The 16203-nt window shown below is 68.0% G+C and carries 16 protein-coding genes, 2 tRNA genes and 1 other RNA gene; 16 read left to right on the forward strand and 3 right to left on the reverse strand.

Going from position 1 to position 16203, the window contains the following annotated elements:
* Positions 1 to 102 precede the first annotated feature (102 nt).
* The 6 genes from FS885_RS06920 to FS885_RS06945 all read left to right on the forward strand — a co-directional run bounded on the left by FS885_RS06920 (position 103) and on the right by FS885_RS06945 (position 4730).
* A complete protein-coding gene (locus tag FS885_RS06920; RefSeq protein ID WP_144744334.1) occupies positions 103 to 840 on the forward strand; it encodes a YggS family pyridoxal phosphate-dependent enzyme in 738 nt (245 codons plus the stop codon).
* Positions 841 to 903: 63 nt separating this feature from the next.
* Positions 904 to 1644: a cell division protein SepF gene (sepF, locus tag FS885_RS06925; protein WP_144744335.1), complete on the forward strand. Its 741-nt coding sequence runs from the start codon at positions 904 to 906 to the stop codon at positions 1642 to 1644.
* Between the two features lie 49 nt (positions 1645 to 1693).
* A complete protein-coding gene (locus FS885_RS06930) occupies positions 1694 to 1936 on the forward strand; it encodes a YggT family protein (RefSeq protein ID WP_281281392.1) in 243 nt (80 codons plus the stop codon).
* 53 nt (positions 1937 to 1989) lie between these two features.
* Positions 1990 to 2664, forward strand: coding sequence for a DivIVA domain-containing protein (locus tag FS885_RS06935; protein ID WP_144744337.1), 675 nt, complete (start codon positions 1990 to 1992; stop codon positions 2662 to 2664).
* A 564-nt stretch (positions 2665 to 3228) separates the two neighbouring features.
* On the forward strand, positions 3229 to 3963 hold the full coding sequence (locus FS885_RS09935) for an alkaline phosphatase family protein (protein WP_186365810.1): 735 nt from the start codon (positions 3229 to 3231) through the stop codon (positions 3961 to 3963).
* Between the two features lie 86 nt (positions 3964 to 4049).
* Positions 4050 to 4730: a PspA/IM30 family protein gene (locus FS885_RS06945; RefSeq protein ID WP_144744338.1), complete on the forward strand. Its 681-nt coding sequence runs from the start codon at positions 4050 to 4052 to the stop codon at positions 4728 to 4730.
* Positions 4731 to 4829: 99 nt separating this feature from the next.
* Here the strand turns inward: FS885_RS06945 and FS885_RS06950 are convergent, their stop codons facing one another.
* Complete coding sequence (locus tag FS885_RS06950) at positions 4830 to 5366, reverse strand: nitroreductase family protein (protein WP_144744339.1); 537 nt, start codon at positions 5364 to 5366, stop codon at positions 4830 to 4832.
* A gap of 217 nt (positions 5367 to 5583) precedes the next feature.
* Here FS885_RS06950 and fucO point away from each other — a divergent pair, with 217 nt between their 5' ends.
* From fucO to FS885_RS06975, 5 genes are all read left to right on the forward strand, one after another.
* The gene (fucO, locus tag FS885_RS06955; RefSeq protein WP_144744340.1) at positions 5584 to 6744 is read left to right on the forward strand and encodes a lactaldehyde reductase; all 1161 of its coding nucleotides are present in this window, start codon (positions 5584 to 5586) and stop codon (positions 6742 to 6744) included.
* A gap of 95 nt (positions 6745 to 6839) precedes the next feature.
* Positions 6840 to 7227: RNase P RNA component class A (rnpB, locus tag FS885_RS06960), an RNA gene on the forward strand.
* A gap of 243 nt (positions 7228 to 7470) precedes the next feature.
* Entirely contained in the window at positions 7471 to 8523 is a 1053-nt protein-coding gene (locus tag FS885_RS06965) for an inorganic phosphate transporter (protein WP_144744341.1), read from the forward strand.
* A gap of 76 nt (positions 8524 to 8599) precedes the next feature.
* On the forward strand, positions 8600 to 9223 hold the full coding sequence (locus FS885_RS06970; protein ID WP_144744342.1) for a DUF47 domain-containing protein: 624 nt from the start codon (positions 8600 to 8602) through the stop codon (positions 9221 to 9223).
* A gap of 112 nt (positions 9224 to 9335) precedes the next feature.
* Positions 9336 to 9971 (forward strand): IMPACT family protein, encoded by a 636-nt coding sequence (locus FS885_RS06975; protein ID WP_144744343.1) that lies wholly within the window; start codon positions 9336 to 9338, stop codon positions 9969 to 9971.
* 57 nt (positions 9972 to 10028) lie between these two features.
* Here FS885_RS06975 and FS885_RS06980 read toward each other — a convergent pair whose 3' ends face one another.
* The gene (locus FS885_RS06980; protein ID WP_144744344.1) at positions 10029 to 10475 is read right to left on the reverse strand and encodes a C-GCAxxG-C-C family protein; all 447 of its coding nucleotides are present in this window, start codon (positions 10473 to 10475) and stop codon (positions 10029 to 10031) included.
* 249 nt (positions 10476 to 10724) lie between these two features.
* Here FS885_RS06980 and FS885_RS06985 point away from each other — a divergent pair, with 249 nt between their 5' ends.
* Together FS885_RS06985 and FS885_RS06990 are read left to right on the forward strand one after the other, a co-directional pair.
* On the forward strand, positions 10725 to 12005 hold the full coding sequence (locus FS885_RS06985) for an O-acetylhomoserine aminocarboxypropyltransferase/cysteine synthase family protein (protein WP_144744345.1): 1281 nt from the start codon (positions 10725 to 10727) through the stop codon (positions 12003 to 12005).
* A gap of 4 nt (positions 12006 to 12009) precedes the next feature.
* Positions 12010 to 12954, forward strand: a complete 945-nt coding sequence (locus tag FS885_RS06990) for an alpha/beta fold hydrolase (protein WP_144744346.1) — start codon at positions 12010 to 12012, stop codon at positions 12952 to 12954.
* A gap of 38 nt (positions 12955 to 12992) precedes the next feature.
* Here FS885_RS06990 and FS885_RS06995 read toward each other — a convergent pair whose 3' ends face one another.
* The gene (locus FS885_RS06995; RefSeq protein ID WP_144744347.1) at positions 12993 to 13988 is read right to left on the reverse strand and encodes a diacylglycerol/lipid kinase family protein; all 996 of its coding nucleotides are present in this window, start codon (positions 13986 to 13988) and stop codon (positions 12993 to 12995) included.
* A 155-nt stretch (positions 13989 to 14143) separates the two neighbouring features.
* On the opposite strand from FS885_RS06995, the gene FS885_RS07000 reads away from it, so the two are divergent.
* The 3 genes from FS885_RS07000 to gdhA all read left to right on the forward strand — a co-directional run bounded on the left by FS885_RS07000 (position 14144) and on the right by gdhA (position 15921).
* Positions 14144 to 14220: transfer RNA gene (locus FS885_RS07000), tRNA-Pro, on the forward strand.
* Positions 14221 to 14223: 3 nt separating this feature from the next.
* Positions 14224 to 14297 (forward strand) — tRNA-Gly (locus tag FS885_RS07005).
* A 268-nt stretch (positions 14298 to 14565) separates the two neighbouring features.
* The gene (gene gdhA, locus FS885_RS07010) at positions 14566 to 15921 is read left to right on the forward strand and encodes an NADP-specific glutamate dehydrogenase (protein ID WP_144744348.1); all 1356 of its coding nucleotides are present in this window, start codon (positions 14566 to 14568) and stop codon (positions 15919 to 15921) included.
* Positions 15922 to 16203: the final 282 nt, after the last annotated feature.

Here is a 16203-nt window from a genome sequence, read left to right on the forward strand (position 1 = left end):
GGCCGGCCGTATCGTAAACCTTGCGTGAGGCTTTGCGGTCGCGGGCCGCGCACGTGTCGCCTGCGCTAGTATGGAGGCGTCGCTACGTGAAGGAAGGCGCTCATGGACGAATATCTCGAGGCGATCAGCCGCCGGCGCGCGGAGATCATGGAGCGCGTCGACGCCGCGCTGGCCGCCTGCGGCCGCGCCCCCGGCGAGGTCAAGGTCATGGCGGTCTCCAAGACCGTCGACGTCGTGCAGGTGCTCGCCGCCATCGAGGCGGGGTATAGGCTCTTCGGCGAGAACCGGCCGCAGGAGCTCGCCCGCAAGCTCGAGGGCCTCGCGCTCGTGCCCGGGTTCGAGCCGGTGCGCTTCGACATGATCGGGAACCTCCAGAAGAACAAGATCAACGCGGTGCTCGGCCGCGCGGCGTGCATCCACTCCATCAGCTCGGCGCACCTCGCGGAGGCGGTCTCCTCGCGGGCGGAGCGCCGCATGGAGGAGGGGAGCCTCACCGCGCCCCAGCCGGTGCTCCTGGAGGTCAACGTCTCCGGCGAGGCCTCCAAGTCGGGCTTCGACCCCGCCGAGCTGCGCCGTGTGCTTCCGGAGTTGGGTGAGCTTCGTGGAATCGCCATCCGCGGGCTTATGACCATGGCCCCGCAGGGGGATAAGGATATCGCGCGGTCCACGTTCGAGGGCCTGCGCGAGCTTCGCGACGAGCTCGCGGCCGCCTGCCCCGCGCTCGACCTCGCGGAGCTCTCCTGCGGCATGAGCGAGGACTTCGAGGAGGCGATCCTCGAGGGGTCGACCCTCATCCGCCTGGGCAGGGTGGTCTTCAACCCCGCCTTTACGCTAGAATAGGCAGGTCGGGGCAACAACGACCTGCGACCGTCACGAACCGCGGCATGCAGAGAGGTTGAGAACGTGAGCTTCCTAGACGACATCAAAAGCAGGCTTCCCTTCGGCCAGAACCAGGACGACTACGCCCAGGACGGCTATGACGAGGGCGACGGCTACGACGAGTACTACGACGACGGCTACCAGGACGACTACCAGGTGGCCGATTCCGCCTACGGCGCGGGCGACGGCAGCGTCTCCGAGCCCACGTACCGCTCGCAGGCCGACCCGTCCAACGGCGTGCTCGGCCAGACGCGCCGCGGCGAGGCCGAGTCCGTCGCGGTCTACACGCGCTCGGGCCAGCTCGTGGGCGACGCCGACCGCCACGGCGCCACGTACAACCCGCCGGCGCGCAGCCAGGACGCCTACCGTCCCGGCGCCTACGACACGCCGTCCACGTTCGCGGCATCGGTGCGCGAGCACGCTGCCCAGACACGCACGGCCCCCGCGCCCGCGGTGGAGCAGCATGCGTCCTCGATCCTCTCGTCCACGCCCCAGCTGCCCGCCTACGTGCTGCGCCCCGAGAGCTACGACGACGTCGAGACCGTCGTGCGCCGCGTGCGCACCAAGCAGCCCGTGGCGCTCGTCTTCGTGGGCGTGCGCACCGAGATCGCCAAGCGCGTGCTCGACTTCAGCTACGGGTTCGCCTGCGGGCTCGGCGCCTCGGTCAAGGAGGTGGGCGACCGCGTGTTCATGGTCCTGCCCGCCGGCTGCGAGGTCAAGCAGTCCGACCTGGTAAAGCTACGCGACGACGGCTACCTCAAGTAGCCCCGAAGGAGCGCTGATCACCATCACACCCTACCAGCTCGCCGAGGTCTTGAGCACGCTCGTCAACTTCTACGAGATGCTCATCCTCGCCTACATCCTCATGTCCTGGTTCCCCATCCGCGAGGGGAGCCTCGTCTACGACATCGGCATGGTCCTGCAGCAGCTGTGCGAGCCGTTCCTCGGGCTCTTCAGGCGACTCATCCCCCCTATGGGCGGGCTCGACTTCTCGCCGGTAATTGCAATAATTGCGTTGAATCTCGTGTCGAGGTTCGTTATCGGTATAATCTTGTAGATAAGCGGCAAGGGGCGGTATGCGCCCATTGACACGTGAACGAAGGAGTTCCCATGGCCATTACACCTGCTGATATCCAGGCCCAGACGTTTTCCGAGGCCAAGCGCGGCTACGATCCCGCCGAGGTCGACGTCTTCCTCGAGCAGCTCGCGTCCGAGGTCGACGCCATGCTCGCCAAGATCGTCGACCTGAAGAACCGCCTCACAGCGACCCAGCAGCAGCTCGCCGACGCGCAGGCCCAGCTCGCCGCCGGCCCCGCCGCGGCCATCGCCGCGCCGCAGCAGCCCTCCACCTCCGCCTCCGAGCGCCAGATCTCGGCTGCCCTCATCGCCGCCCAGCAGACCGCCGAGGCGATCGTCGCCGAGGCGCAGCAGAACGCCGAGCACATCTCCAGCGAGGCCGACGCCAAGGCGCGCGACGTCATCCGCCAGGCCCTCCAGGAGAAGCAGGAGGAGCTCAAGGAGATCGACCGCCTCAAGGCCTCCCGCGAGGAGTTCAAGGCCGAGTACCTGAAGCTCCTGCAGCACTTCATGGACGACGCGCAGAACTCGTTCCCCTCCGACTTGCTGAGCTCCACGCCCGTCGGCTCCGCCGCCGCGAGCTACGAGCCCGCGCCCGCCGTCCCGGCGCCGGCGCCCGCGCCCGTGGCCGAGCCCGCCCCGGAGCCGGTCCCCGTGGCCGATCCCTTCGCGCCGCTCGACAACTTCGGCGTGGACGACCTCGACTAGGCTCGTTCGCGACCGACCGCATAGGCATGCTACGGCCCCGGTGACCCCGGGGCCGTTTCCGTTGGATGCGCCGGCACGGCCGGGGCTTGGGCGCGCCGCCGCGCCCGCGGCGGCCGCCTGCCCGTCAACGTCTGGCGAACAAATCGCTCCCGCCGCGCCGCGCCCGCGCGCGAGCGGGCATAATGGACGGGAGTAATACCGACGCGATCTCGATCGAAAGGACGTCTCATGGGTAGATCTGGTGGCGGGCGCTCTGGCGGGGGCTTCGGCGGCGGCTTCTCGGGCGGCGGGCGCTCGTTCGGCGGCTTCTCCGGCGGCGGTGGCCGCGGCAGGAGCGGTGGCCGCTCGGGCGGGTTCGGCGGCTTCGGGCGCGGCCCGCGGCCGATGGGGCCGCCTCCGCGGGGTTACCATACGGGCGGCGGCTTCTGGCCTTTCATGGTCGGCTACGGCATAGGGCGCGGTTCGCGCGGCGGCGGGGGAGGCCCAGCGGGTCCTTCGCCGCAAGGAAGTGGTTGCTCATTCGGCGGGTGCCTGGGCATCATTGTGATGCTGATTGTCCTTTCGATGCTGTTCTCGTTGCTGAGCGGCGCGATGTCGTGCTCGGCAGAATCTCTGTCGGCTCCTTCATCTACGGTCGAGCGCGAGGCGCTGCCGGCAGGCGCCGCGAGCGACGACGCGGGCTACTACACCGACGCCGACGGCTCCTGGATCTATGACTCCGCCACGCTCGAGCGCGGCCTGCGCGCCTTCCAGGATGAGACCGGCGTGGCGCCGTACGTCTACATCCTGCCTAACGGTGCCGAGACCTCGGTGAGTGCGTTGGGCCAGATGGCGAATCAACTATACGATGAGCTCTTCGACGACGAGGCTCACTTCCTGCTCGTGTTCTGCGATGATAACCACGGTTCGTTCAACTGCGGGTACGCGGTGGGCAGCCAGGCCAAGACCGTTATGGACGACGAGGCCATCGGCATCCTCGCGGACTACCTCGACCGGTACTACCAGGAGGCCGACACCGAGGAAGAGGTCTTCGCCGACGCCTTCGAGAGCACGGGCGAGCGCATCATGCACGTCACGACCTCGCCTCTGGTCTACATCGCGGTGTGCGCCGCGATCGTGGCCGTCGCGGCCCTCGTGTACCTGGGCGTGAAGCGCTACCGCGCCTCGAAGGAGCGGGAGGCCGAGCGCATGCAGGAGGTGCTCAACACGCCGCTCGAGACCTTCGGCGACCAGGACCTCGAGGATCTGGAGCGCAAGTACGGGAAAGATCCTGGAGACGACGAGGGGCCCTTCTCGTAGGGGAGCGGACGGGTACATACCGGACGAGCGCCCGGGAGGCGCCCGGACGGATAGGAAACAGGTTCGATACGACAAGGAGTACGGACATGGGAATGCTCGATAGGTTCGCGGACATCATCAAGGCCAACATCAACGACCTTCTGGACAAGGCCGAGGATCCCGCCAAGATGGTCGACCAGTACCTGCGCGACCTCACCGAGTCGCTCGCCGAGGTGAAGCAGGAGACCGCCGGCGTCATGGCGGAGGAGACCCGCGCGCAGCGCCTCGTCGACGAGAACGACGCCGAGATCGCCAAGTACGACGACCTCGCGCGCCAGGCGCTCAAGGCCGGCAACGAGGGCGACGCCCGCGCGTTCCTCGCCAAGAAGCAGCAGCTCGAGGCCAAGGGCGACAGCCTCGGCAAGGCCGCCCAGGCCGCGCACGACAACGCGACCAAGATGCGCCAGATGCACGACAAGCTCGTCTCGGACATCGAGGCGCTCAAGAGCCGCCGCGAGGCCATCAAGGCCAAGGTCGCCGTCGCCAAGACGCAGGACAAGGTCAACGCCGTCAGCTCCGCCGGCGATAGCGCCGCTGCCGCCATGAGCGCCTTCGACCGCATGGAGGCCAAGGCGGACGAGATGCTCGACCGCTCCAACGCCATGACCGAGCTCAACGCCGAGCCGGTCGACTCGGCTGCCGAGCTCGAGAAGAAGTACGCCGACGCCGGCTCCACCGCGGCCGTCGATGGGGAGCTCGCCCGCCTGAAGCAGGAGATGGGCCTCTAGCCTCTCGCCGCCCCGAGCGCCCGGCACCGACCCCGGACATGAGGCGCCGGGCACCGGTCGAAGTACCGGTGCCCGGCGCTTGCCGTATCTATCGGTCCGCTAGGCGCGCGGGTCGAGGAAGCGCTCGCGGGGGATGCAGCGCTCGGCGCGCTTCTCGGGGGCGGCGATCTCCTCTGCCGGATAGCCGAGCGTGAGCATCGAGACGGGCTCGACGCCCTCGGGCAGGTCGAACTCGGCGCGCACGATGGCGGGGTCAAACATGCACACCCAGCAGGTGCCCAGGCCGAGCTCGGTCGCCTGCATCATCATCTGATCGACGACGATCGAGGTGTCGATGAGCGAGGAGTTCATGCCGTCGGTGGTGCGCACCCAGGCGTCGCCGGTGACGGCGCAGGCGATGAGCACGACGGGCGCCCCGAAGACGCTGCCGTCGCGGTCGAAGTGGTGCGCGGCGCGGGCGGCCTTGGCGCGCAGTTCGGGCGTGTCGCAGACGATGACGCGCGTGGGGTGGTTGTTGTGGGCCGAGGGCGCGATGCGGCCCGCCTCGATCACGGCGTCGAGCGCCTCGGCGGCGACGGCGCGGCTCTCGTAGGCACGGCAGGAGAAGCGCGAACGGGTCAGGTCGGCGAAGGACATGGCAGCTCCAATCCACGGTAGGATGCGCCCGCAGGCAAACGGGTGCCGGGTTCCCTCCATTGTAGCGCCGTGCGGGCGGGTGCCCGGTCGCATGCATTCGCCGACCGAGTGATACGATTCGGCGCGCGTGGGTATCAACCAGACAGTTGGGCGTCCGGGTGGGCGCCTGTCCATGCGGAGCTGCGCCATGGCCCCGCTGGTGTGGGAAGGAGACAAGATGGCACAGCGTTTCATGCTCAACGAGACCTCGTATCACGGCTCCGGCGCGATCGCCGAGATCCCCAACGAGATCGCCGCCCGCGGCTTCAAGAAGGCCTTCGTGGCGTCCGACCCGGATCTGGTGAAGTTCGGCATCACCGCCAAGGTGACCGACCTGCTCGACGCCGCCCAGATCCCCTATGAGGTCTACTCCGACATCAAGCCCAACCCCACGATCGAGAACGTCCAGCACGGCGTCGAGGCCTTCAAGGCGTGCGGCGCCGACTGCATCGTCGCCATCGGCGGCGGCTCCTCGATGGACACCTCCAAGGCCATCGGCATCATCATCGCGAACCCCGAGTTCGAGGACGTGCGCTCGCTCGAGGGCGTCGCACCCACCAAGAACCCCTGCACGCCGATCATCGCCGTGCCCACCACCGCCGGCACCGCGGCCGAGGTCACGATCAACTACGTCATCACCGATGTCGAGCGCATGCGCAAGTTCGTGTGCGTCGACCCGCACGACATGCCGATCGTCGCCGTGGTCGACCCCGACATGATGGCCACCATGCCGGCGGGCCTCACCGCCGCCACCGGCATGGACGCGCTCACGCACGCCATCGAGGGCTACACCACCAAGGGCGCCTGGGAGCTCTCCGATATGTTCCACCTGAAGGCCATCGAGCTCATCTCCAAGCACCTGCGCGACGCCGTCGCCGAGGCCAAGAGCGGCGAGCCCGGCAGCGGTCGCGAGGGCATGGCGCTCGGCCAGTACATCGCCGGCATGGGCTTCTCCAACGTGGGCCTCGGCATCGACCACGCCATGGCGCACACCCTCTCCGCGCACTACGACACGCCGCACGGCGTGGCCTGCGCGATGCTCCTGCCCATCGCCATGGAGTTCAACAAGCCCGTCGTGGCCGAGCGCCTGGCCGACGTCGCCGTCGCCATGGGCGTCGACACCACCGGCATGACGACCGACGAGGCCGCCGACGCCGCCATCGCCGCGGTGCGCCAGCTCTCCGCCGACGTCGAGATCCCCAAGGTCTGCGAGGCCATCAAGGCCGACGAGCTCGACCAGATCGCCGATGACGCGCTCGCCGACGCCTGCTACCCGGGCAACCCGCGCGAGGCCGACCACGCGATCGTCGTGGAGCTCTTCAAGAAGATCATGGCGTAGACCGGATCCACGCACGCGCATGCCGGGGCGGTCCGCTGGGGCGGGCCGCCCTTTTGCATGGCGCGATGCGCCGCGCGTGCTACAATACCCCCTGCGAAGCGGGCCGGACGGTCGCGCGCGGGGCTCCGGGCTCGGCCCGGTTCACCCGCGTGAGGAAAGTCCGGGCTCCACAGGGCAGGATGCTGGCTAACGGCCAGGCGGGGCGACCCGACGGAAAGTGCCGCAGAAAAGAAGACTCCCACCTGCGGGGAGGCGCCTCGGCGCCGAAGCGCAAAGGGAAAAGCTGAAACGGTGGTGTAAGAGACCACCAGCGTCGCGGCGACGCGGCGGCTTGGTAAACCCCATCCGGAGCAAGCGCGAATAGGGGTGCCACGGTGCGGCCCGCACCGCACCCGGGTGGCGTGCGCAGAGCGGCGCGGTAACGCGTCCGCCAAGATAAATGACCGTCCCCGACAGAACCCGGCTTACAGGCCCGCTTCGCCTCCATGCTGTCGGCGGCCGGTGCCCATCCGGTCATCCGGGTATCAGGGCAATGTAAGCTGAGCGTAAAGATTTGCGGCCGCACTCGAAAACATCCCAGCTCGCAGGCGTCGCGCCGTGCATGACGGCCCGAGATTTGCCGGCAAATATCCAGATGAACATCAGGTTAACGTTAAGAAACGGTAAAATAGCCCGTGGTCGTATCGTCGTGTGCGCGTGCGCGCACCGCATCGGGGAGAACGAATCTTGGACGTCTCGGTAACCCAGTTCATCGGTCAGGTGGCCACCAACCCCATCCTGGCGATCACTGTCCTGCTCACCTTGGGTGTCATCTTCGTCAACGGCTGGACCGACGCCCCCAACGCCATCGCCACGGCGGTGACCACGCGCAGCATCAACGTGCGCCCCGCCATCATCATGAGCGCCGTCTTCAACTTTTTGGGCGTGCTCCTCATGACGATGGTCAACTCCTCGGTCGCCTCGACCATCTCCAACATGGTCGACTTCGGCACCGACACCCAGATGGCGCTCATCGCGCTGTGCGCCGCGCTCTTCTCGATCGTGGTCTACAGCGTGGGCGCCTCGATCTTCGGCATCCCCACGAGCGAGAGTCACAGCCTCATCGCCGGCCTCACGGGCGCCGCCATCGCCATCCAGGGTGGTCTCGACGGCGTCAACGGCGAGGAGTGGGTGAAGGTTCTCTACGGCCTCGTGCTCAGCCTCATCCTGGGCTTCGCGCTCGGCTGGGGCATCTGCAAGCTCGTCACCATCCTCTGCGCGGGCATGGACCGGCGGCACACCAACAAGGCGTTCAAGTACGCGCAGATCTTCGGCGCCGCCGCCATGAGCTTCATGCACGGCGCGCAGGACGGCCAGAAGTTCATCGGCGTCCTGCTTTTGGGCGTGGCGTTCTGCAACGGCCAGCCCGACCTCGCGAGCGCCGTCATCCCCGTCTGGCTCATGCTCCTCTGCAGCGTGACCATGGGCGTGGGCACGAGCGTGGGCGGCGAGAAGATCATCAAGTCCGTGGGCATGGACATGGTCAAGCTCGAGACCTTCCAGGGCTTCTCGGCCGACCTCGCCGGCGCCGCCTGCATCCTGCTCTCGACGCTCACCGGCATCCCGGTATCGACCACGCACACCAAGACCAGCGCCATCATGGGCGTCGGCGCCGTGAAGCGGCTGTCGGCCATCAACTTCGGCGTGGTCCGCGACATGATGCTCACCTGGGTGTTCACGTTCCCGGGCTGCGGCCTCATCAGCTTCGTCATGGCGAAGCTCTTCATGATGGTGTTCTAGACCGCGTTTCGCATGACCTGCCGCGCCGGGCGGTCCGGCGCGTACCCGTTCGCACATCACGACATTGGAGGATCTGGTGGCTAGGAAGAACGACGCATTCTATTTCGAGACCTTCTGCGCGAGCGCCGACTACTCGCTGCAGGCGGCCCAGCTGCTCTCGAAGATCATGCACGATTTCGATCCCGACACGCTCGAGCAGTCGCTCGAGGAGATGCACGCCATCGAGCAGGCGGCCGACGAGAAGAAGCACGAGATCCAGGACGCGCTCGTCACCGCGTTCGTGACGCCCATCGAGCGCGAGGACATCGGCGAGCTCAGTGAGTCGCTCGACACGGTGGTCGACCGCATCGAAGGCGTGCTGCATCGGCTGTACTTCGACAACATCCGCGAGATGCGCCCCGACGCGCTCGAGATGGTCGAGACGGTCGTGCGCGGCTGCGAGGCCATGCGCCGGCTCGTGGGCGAGCTCGCGCACTTCCGCAAGTCCAAGTCGATCCGCAAGTACGTGGTCGAGCTCAACAGCATCGAGGAGGAGGCCGACGCCCTCTACATGAAGGCGATGCGCGAGCTGCACACCGCCTGCACCGACCCCATCGTGATCTTCACCTGGCACGAAACCTACTCGTTCCTCGAGTACTGCGTCGATTACTGCGAGGAGGTCGCGGACCGCATCGACACGATCGTGATGAAGAACAGCTAAGCCGCACGCGCTTCACGGCGGCGCTTGCCGCCGGGCTTGCTACCATTGAGGGCGGTGCCTTGGGGCGCCGCCCTCGTCGCATTGACGATTCTAGGCATGAAGGGCCGGTGAAATGGAGAGCTACCTCACGATGCGCGCCGGGTGCGAGGCGCAGGGCGAGTTCGTCGACCGCAAGAGCCGCTTCATCGCCCAGCTGGTGCATGTCGAGGACGAGGAGGCCGCGGCCGCGCACATCGAGGCGGTCCGCGCCCGGCACTTCGATGCACGGCACAACGTCCCCGCCTGGATCTTGCGCGACGGGCGGGAGCGGGCGAGCGACGACGGCGAGCCGCAGCGCACGAGCGGCATGCCCACGCTCGAGGTGCTGCGCGGCGCCGGCTTGAGAGACGTCTGCTGCGTGACGACCCGCTATTTCGGCGGGACGCTGCTCGGGCCCGGCGGGCTCGCGCGCGCCTATACCGCCGCCGCGCACGCCGCGATCGAGCGGGCGGTGGAGCAGGGGATGGTCGTGGAGATGACGGCCGTGGTCCCGGTGGAGGTGCGCGTGGGGTACGCCCTGCTGGAGCAGGTGCGGCATCTCGCCGAGCGCGCCGGCGGCAAGGTGCGCGATTGCGCCTACACCGACGAGGTAGCGCTCTCGATCGCGTTCCGCGCCGGCGACGAGGAGGCGTTCATCGCGGCCGTGACCGAGCTCATGGCCGGGAAGCCCCGGCTCGAGCGGGGCGCGGAGCGCTTCGCCGAGTTCTAGGGACGCCTGCGGGCGCGCTGCCTGTGCTCTCCCGCCGCGAAGTGGGAGCGCTCCGATCTAGCGCTGGCTCTCGGCGATGATCCCGATCGCGAGGCGCATGGCGTCCTCGATGCAGCCGGGGCAGCTGCGGAGCGGCCCGTGGTCGCAGCCTATGCCCTTGAGCTCGCGGCAGACGGTGCCGCCGTTCTTGACGCGGAACCCCTCGACCAGCGCGTCGACGAGTCGGTAGGTCTCGGCCTTCGTGGTGCCGGCGGCATCGCTGCCGCCGCTGTTCAGCTGACTGAGCGCGATCACGGCGCCCGAGATGGCGCCGCAGGTCTCGTTGTTGCCGCCCATGCCGCCGCCGAACCCCTCGGCCAGGCGGTAGCAGGTCTCGAAATCGGCGCCGACCTCGGGCGCGAGCGCGCACGCGACCGACTGCGCGCAGTTGAACTTGCGGCGGTGCAGGGCGTCCGCCTGGGCGACGAGCTCCTCGGTGCGCGCGGTGATGTCGGAGGCTGCCATGGCGGTTCCTCTCTTCTCGATGTTATGCCCAAGGGACGGACGGGCATGCGGCGAATGCGCGGCGATAGGGCCGTGCGGTCTCTCGCCTGCATCATAGCACCCGGCCCGGGGCTTCTTACGGTAGCGTCTCTGTAAAACTTCACGCGTCCGTGGCGTGCGCCCCCGCGCAAGGGGTACCCTAGGTAGACATGGCCTCCGGGCGGGCGCCCGGTCGCCGAGACGATTCCGTACACGGTTAGGAGCGATTCCATGCAAGAGCATATCGGCACCACGTGCGTGCAAGGCGGGTACCGTCCGGGTGACGGCGAGCCGCGCCAGGTCCCCATCTACCAGTCCACCACGTGGAAGTACGATACCTCCGAGCACATGGGGCGCCTCTTCGACCTCGAGGAGGCCGGCTACTTCTACACGCGCCTGCAGAACCCCACGAACGACTACGTCGCCCAGAAGATCTGCGAGCTCGAGGGCGGCTCGGCCGCGATGCTCACGAGCTCCGGCCAGGCGGCGAACTTCTTCGCCGTCTTCAACATCGCCGGCTGCGGCGACCACGTCGTGGCGAGCTCCGCGATCTACGGCGGCACGTTCAACCTGCTCGCCCACACGCTCGAGCGCATGGGCATCGAGAGCACGTTCGTCGCGCCCGACTGTACCGACGCCGAGCTCGAGGCGGCGTTTAAGCCCAACACGAAGGCCGTCTTCGGCGAGTCCATCGCCAACCCCGCCCTCGATGTGCTCGACATCGAGCGCTTCGCCGCCGCCGCGCACGCGCACGGCGTGCCGCTCATCGTGGACAACACGTTCCCCACGCCCATCATGTGCCGTCCCATCGAGTGGGGCGCCGACATCGTGACGCACTCCACCACCAAGTACATGGACGGCCACGGCGCCGCCGTGGGCGGTGCCATCGTGGACTCCGGCAACTTCGACTGGGAGGCGCACGCCGACAAGTTCCCTGGCCTCACCACGCCGGACGAGACCTACCACGGCGTCGTCTACACGCAGAAGTTCGGGCAGGCCGGTGCCTTCATCACCAAGGCGACCTCGCAGCTCATGCGCGACTTCGGCTGCATCCAGAGCCCGCAGAACGCGTTTCTGCTCAACATGGGCCTGGAGAGCCTGCACGTGCGCATGCCCCAGCACGTCAAGAACGGCCAGGCCATGGCCGAGTTCCTCTCTGGGCATCCCAAGGTCCGCTTCGTGAAGTACCCGGGCCTCCCGGGCGACCCCTGGCACGAGCTGGCGCTCAAGTACATGCCCAACGGCACCTGCGGCGTCGTGAGCTTCGGCTTTACCGGCGGGCGCGCCGCGGCCGAGGAGTTCATGAAGAACCTGCGCGTCGCGCAGATCGCCACCCACGTGGCCGACGCCCGCACCTGCGTGCTGCACCCCGCGAACGCGACGCACCGCCAGATGACCGACGCGGAGCTCGAGGCGGCCGGCATCGCGCCCGACATGGTGCGCCTGTCCTGCGGCATCGAGGACACGCAGGACCTCCTCGACGACGTCGCGCAGGCCCTCGAGCACTGCTAGCGCCGTGGGCACCCGCTCGTTCGCGTTCCCGAGCGCCGATGGCGCCTCGACCGTCCGCGCCCGCCTTTGGGTACCGGACGGCTCCGGGGCGCCCGCGCGCCCGCGCGGGCTCGTGCAGATTGTGCACGGGATGTCCGAGCACATCGGCCGCTACGAGCGCTTCGCCGGCGAGCTTGCCGACTCGGGCTTCGCCGTCGTCGCCCACGACCAGATCGGCCACGGCGCCACCGCGGCTGCGGGCGATCTGGGCCATCTGCCGGTCGATGGGGGAGCGGAATGCCTCATCGCCGACGTCGCGGAGGCCCGCGCGCGGGCCGAGGGGCTCTGCGGCGCGGACGGGCTGCCCTACATCCTCTTCGGTCACTCCCTCGGCAGCTTCATCGCCCGCGTGTACCTCACGCGGGCTGCCGATGTCGCCGCCGCGATCGTCTGCGGCACGGGCCAGCAGCCGCTCGCGCTCGCCCGTGCGGGCAACCTGCTCTGCCGAGTCCTCGCCCGCGTGCGAGGAGAGCGGTCGCGCAGCCCGCTCGTGCACGGCCTCGCCGTCGGCGCCTACGGGCGCGCGATACCGGGTGCGCGCACGGACTTCGACTGGCTCTCGCATGACCCCGCCGTGGTGGACGCCTATATCGGCGACCCGCTCTGCGGGCGCGAGTTCACCGTCGGGGGCTACGCCGCGGTGACGGCGCTCGCCGCTGCGGCCCAGGACCGCTCGCGGGCGCGACGGATCCCCTCCGGGCTTCCGATGCTCTTCATCGCGGGAGAGGGCGACCCGGTGGGCGATTTCGGCCGCGGCGTGCACCGCGCGGTCGGGCAGTACCGCGCGCTCGGCATGGATCGCGTCGAAGAGATCGTCTACCCGGGACTTCGTCACGAGATCCTGAACGAGCCGGAACGCGGTCGCGTCGTCGCCGACATTCTCGCGTGGCTCGAGGGGCTCGGCCTCTAGGCAGGCCCGGTATGCAGCCGGAGGGCCGGTGCATCGTGCTACGGCGCGATGGGTTTTAAGACCGTGAGGGCACCGGGCAGAAGCTCGATGGAGGCGCATTGGCCACGGACCCGCTCGCCGTCCGCCTGCATGGGGTAGTCGCGCCCCTCGAGCTCGATATCCACCCGGCGCGCCCGCTCGAAGCGGATGTAGCGCGATCCCACGTGCCCTCCGTTCTTCGCCCGGAGCAGCAGCCCGAGCGCGGTCACGCGCGTCGCGCGGCCGCTCGCGATGCACACGTCGAACAGGCCGTCCGTCGGGTCGGCGTCGGGGCAGATATGGAAGCCCGAGCCGTACGTGGGCCCCAGCTGCACGGCCATGATGAAGGTGCGGAAGCGCTCGGCGTCTCCGCCATCGAGCGCTATCTGGGCGGGGTAGGGCTGGAACCGGCGCGCGAGGACGTCGACGCCGCTCGCCATGTAGAGGGCGTTGCCGGTGAGGTGCGTCTTCTCGCGCAGCTCGTAGGTGCCGATGGCGACCGCCGCGTCGAGCCCGAAGGAGAACGTCTCGACGAAGTGCTCGTGCGCGCTCGGCGGCTCCCCGGCGGCGCGCGCCTCGCGGTCGCTCCAGAGCGAGAGCCGGCCCACATCGAACGGCACGCGCTCGCAGGCGAGGTAGCGCGCGAGGCTCCCTCCTGTGAAATCGCTCATGCCGAGCGTTCGCGCGAAGTCGTTGCCCGACCCCACGGGCACGACGCCCATCGCGGGGCGCCGCGCCCGGTCGATGGCCATAAGGCCGTTCGCCACCTCGTGCACGACGCCGTCGCCCCCGAGCGCGATGACCGAGTCGAAGCCCGCCGCCGCGCGCGCGAGCTCCTCGGCATGCCTTGCGCGCTCGGTGTACACGAGCTCGAACGATGCCCGGTCGTGGTGGTAGAGCGAGAGGAAGCGCTGCAGCCGCTCCGCCACGCGCTCGCTCGTCCCGAGCTGCGCCGTAGGGTTCGCGATGATGAGGGTGCGGCCAAGTTCCTCGGTCGGTATGCCGGTATCGTTCATGTCGTCCTCATGGTCCGTGCCTGCTGATCTTGGCATCCATTATGGCGCATAGGCGCTCGTATTCGGGTGCGCATCGGGAAGATGGGGCATCGGTTGAGGGTGCCCGCCGCCTTGCCCGTACCGGGCAAAACCCGTATAATGCTTCCCCGGACGCACGGGACGTGGCGCAGTCTGGTAGCGCGCGTGCTTTGGGAGCACGATGCCGCAGGTTCGAATCCTGTCGTCCCGACCATATGCGGGCGTAGTTCAATGGTAGAACCCCAGCCTTCCAAGCTGATGACGCGGGTTCGATTCCCGTCGCCCGCTCCAGGAAAATCGCAGGCCAGAAGCTTAAGGCATCTGGCCTGCTTTCGTTTTGCGCCAAGGCGCGCATGCGACGTCGCACCCGGTCGCCGCCTTGCTGCGCTGCGGCGCGTGTTTCCGGCTTCGCTTCTGTTTCGCGTTGTTTCGACCGTGTTGCATCTGCGTTTCAAGAGCACGGCCGTTCCCATGGCGGGAATCGCCTCGCGCTACACTCTATCCGGCTAGAGTGCCCGCCGTGCCACCACCGGCCGGGCATGAATTGGAGGAGGAATCGATGAACTATACCCAACGTGTGATCGACGAGCTGCGCGAGCGCTACGCCGACCAGCCGGAGTTCCTACAGGCCGCGACCGAGGTCCTCGAGACCATCGAGCCCGCCGTCGCAGTCCACCCCGAGTTCGAGGAGGTCTCGCTTCTCGAGCGCCTCGTCGAACCGGAACGCGTGGTCATGTTCCGCGTCCCGTGGATCGACGACGCCGGCAAGGTGCAGGTCAACCGCGGCTACCGTGTCGAGTTCAACTCCGCGCTCGGTCCCTACAAGGGCGGCCTGCGCTTCAACCCAACCGTTACCCTCGGCATGCTCAAGTTCCTCGGCTTCGAGCAGATCTTCAAGAACTCCCTTACCACGCTGCCCATGGGCGGCGGCAAGGGCGGATCGGATTTCGATCCCAAGGGCAAGTCCAACCGCGAGGTCATGGCGTTCTGCCAGTCGTTCATGACCGAGCTCAGCCGCCATATCGGCCCCAACACCGACGTCCCTGCCGGCGACCTGGGCGTGGGCGGACGCGAGATCGGCTTCATGTTCGGCCAGTACAAGCGCCTCCGCAACGAGTGGAGCGGCGTGCTCACCGGCAAGGGCCTCTCGTTCGGCGGCTCGCTCGCCCGCACCGAGGCCACGGGGTACGGTCTCGTCTACTTCGTCGACGAGTACCTCAAGAGCAAGGGCGATTCCTTCGAGGGCAAGAAGGTCGTCGTGCACGGTTCCGGCAACGTCGCCATCTACGCGGTCCAGAAGGTCGCCCAGCTCGGCGGCACCGTGATCTCGGCTTCCGACACCAAGGGCTGGATCGAGGACCAGGACGGTATCGACTACAAGGTGCTCGAGCACATCTACGACAAGAAGCGCTCCGGTCACGACCAGGGTGTGAGCCTCGCTATGTACATCGACGAGCGTCCCGGCGCCGTATGGCATGAGGGCGACGGCCGCGGCGTCTGGCAGCTGCCCTGCGATATCGCCCTGCCGTGCGCCCGCGAGAACACGCTTACGCTCGACGACGCCAAGACGCTCGTCGCGAACGGCTGCAAGGTCGTCGGCGAGGGCGCCAACATGCCCACGACCTTGGAGGCGACGACCTATCTTCTGGACCACGGCGTCGCGTTCATGCCCGGCAAGGCTGCCAATGCCGGCGGCGTGCTGGTCTCGGGACTCGAGATGAGCCAGAACGCCGAGCACCTCACGTGGACGTTCGAGGAGGTCGACGGCAAGCTCGAGAAGCTCATGCGCGACATGTTCCACAACGTCGACGACACCGCTCGTGCGTACGGTCACGAGGGGAACTACGTGTACGGTGCGAACATCGCCGGCTTCCTCAAGGTCGCCCATGCCATGATGGACCAGGGCGTGTGCTAGCCACTTCGACCCTTGCGAGCGATCGGGCGGGCCGGTTCTAATATGAACCGCCCGCCCTTTCCCGTTCGCGGTGGGCGGTCGCGCGCCTGGCGCGCGATGGATGCGGATCAGGTAGACATCTTTTTCGATTTTGCTCGATGTATCCTGGGAGTCTATCAGTGCGTTTTCCCAAGCAGGCGCATAGAGCGAATCCTATCCTGCGAAAACGCGCCCGCATTCCGGCCAGTGAGGCGGCCAATCGTGCAATATCGAAAAAAGTGTCTTACGAAGCTCGCCCAAAGG

Origin of the sequence: Enorma burkinafasonensis, from assembly GCF_902150035.1 — a bacterium.
Taxonomy (GTDB): Bacteria; Actinomycetota; Coriobacteriia; order Coriobacteriales; family Coriobacteriaceae; genus Enorma; species Enorma burkinafasonensis.

Excerpts from the sequence above, each read along its gene's own strand:
- FS885_RS06920 (WP_144744334.1), top strand. The coding sequence starts at position 103 with ATGGACGAATATCTCGAGGCGATCAGCCGCCGGCGCGCGGAGATCATG.
- FS885_RS06935 (WP_144744337.1), top strand. The coding sequence starts at position 1,990 with ATGGCCATTACACCTGCTGATATCCAGGCCCAGACGTTTTCCGAGGCC.
- FS885_RS09935 (WP_186365810.1), top strand. The coding sequence starts at position 3,229 with ATGCTGTTCTCGTTGCTGAGCGGCGCGATGTCGTGCTCGGCAGAATCT.
- FS885_RS06945 (WP_144744338.1), top strand. The coding sequence starts at position 4,050 with ATGGGAATGCTCGATAGGTTCGCGGACATCATCAAGGCCAACATCAAC.
- FS885_RS06950 (WP_144744339.1), bottom strand. The coding sequence starts at position 5,366 with ATGTCCTTCGCCGACCTGACCCGTTCGCGCTTCTCCTGCCGTGCCTAC.
- fucO (WP_144744340.1), top strand. The coding sequence starts at position 5,584 with ATGGCACAGCGTTTCATGCTCAACGAGACCTCGTATCACGGCTCCGGC.
- FS885_RS06975 (WP_144744343.1), top strand. The coding sequence starts at position 9,336 with ATGGAGAGCTACCTCACGATGCGCGCCGGGTGCGAGGCGCAGGGCGAG.
- FS885_RS06980 (WP_144744344.1), bottom strand. The coding sequence starts at position 10,475 with ATGGCAGCCTCCGACATCACCGCGCGCACCGAGGAGCTCGTCGCCCAG.
- FS885_RS06985 (WP_144744345.1), top strand. The coding sequence starts at position 10,725 with ATGCAAGAGCATATCGGCACCACGTGCGTGCAAGGCGGGTACCGTCCG.
- FS885_RS06995 (WP_144744347.1), bottom strand. The coding sequence starts at position 13,988 with ATGAACGATACCGGCATACCGACCGAGGAACTTGGCCGCACCCTCATC.
- gdhA (WP_144744348.1), top strand. The coding sequence starts at position 14,566 with ATGAACTATACCCAACGTGTGATCGACGAGCTGCGCGAGCGCTACGCC.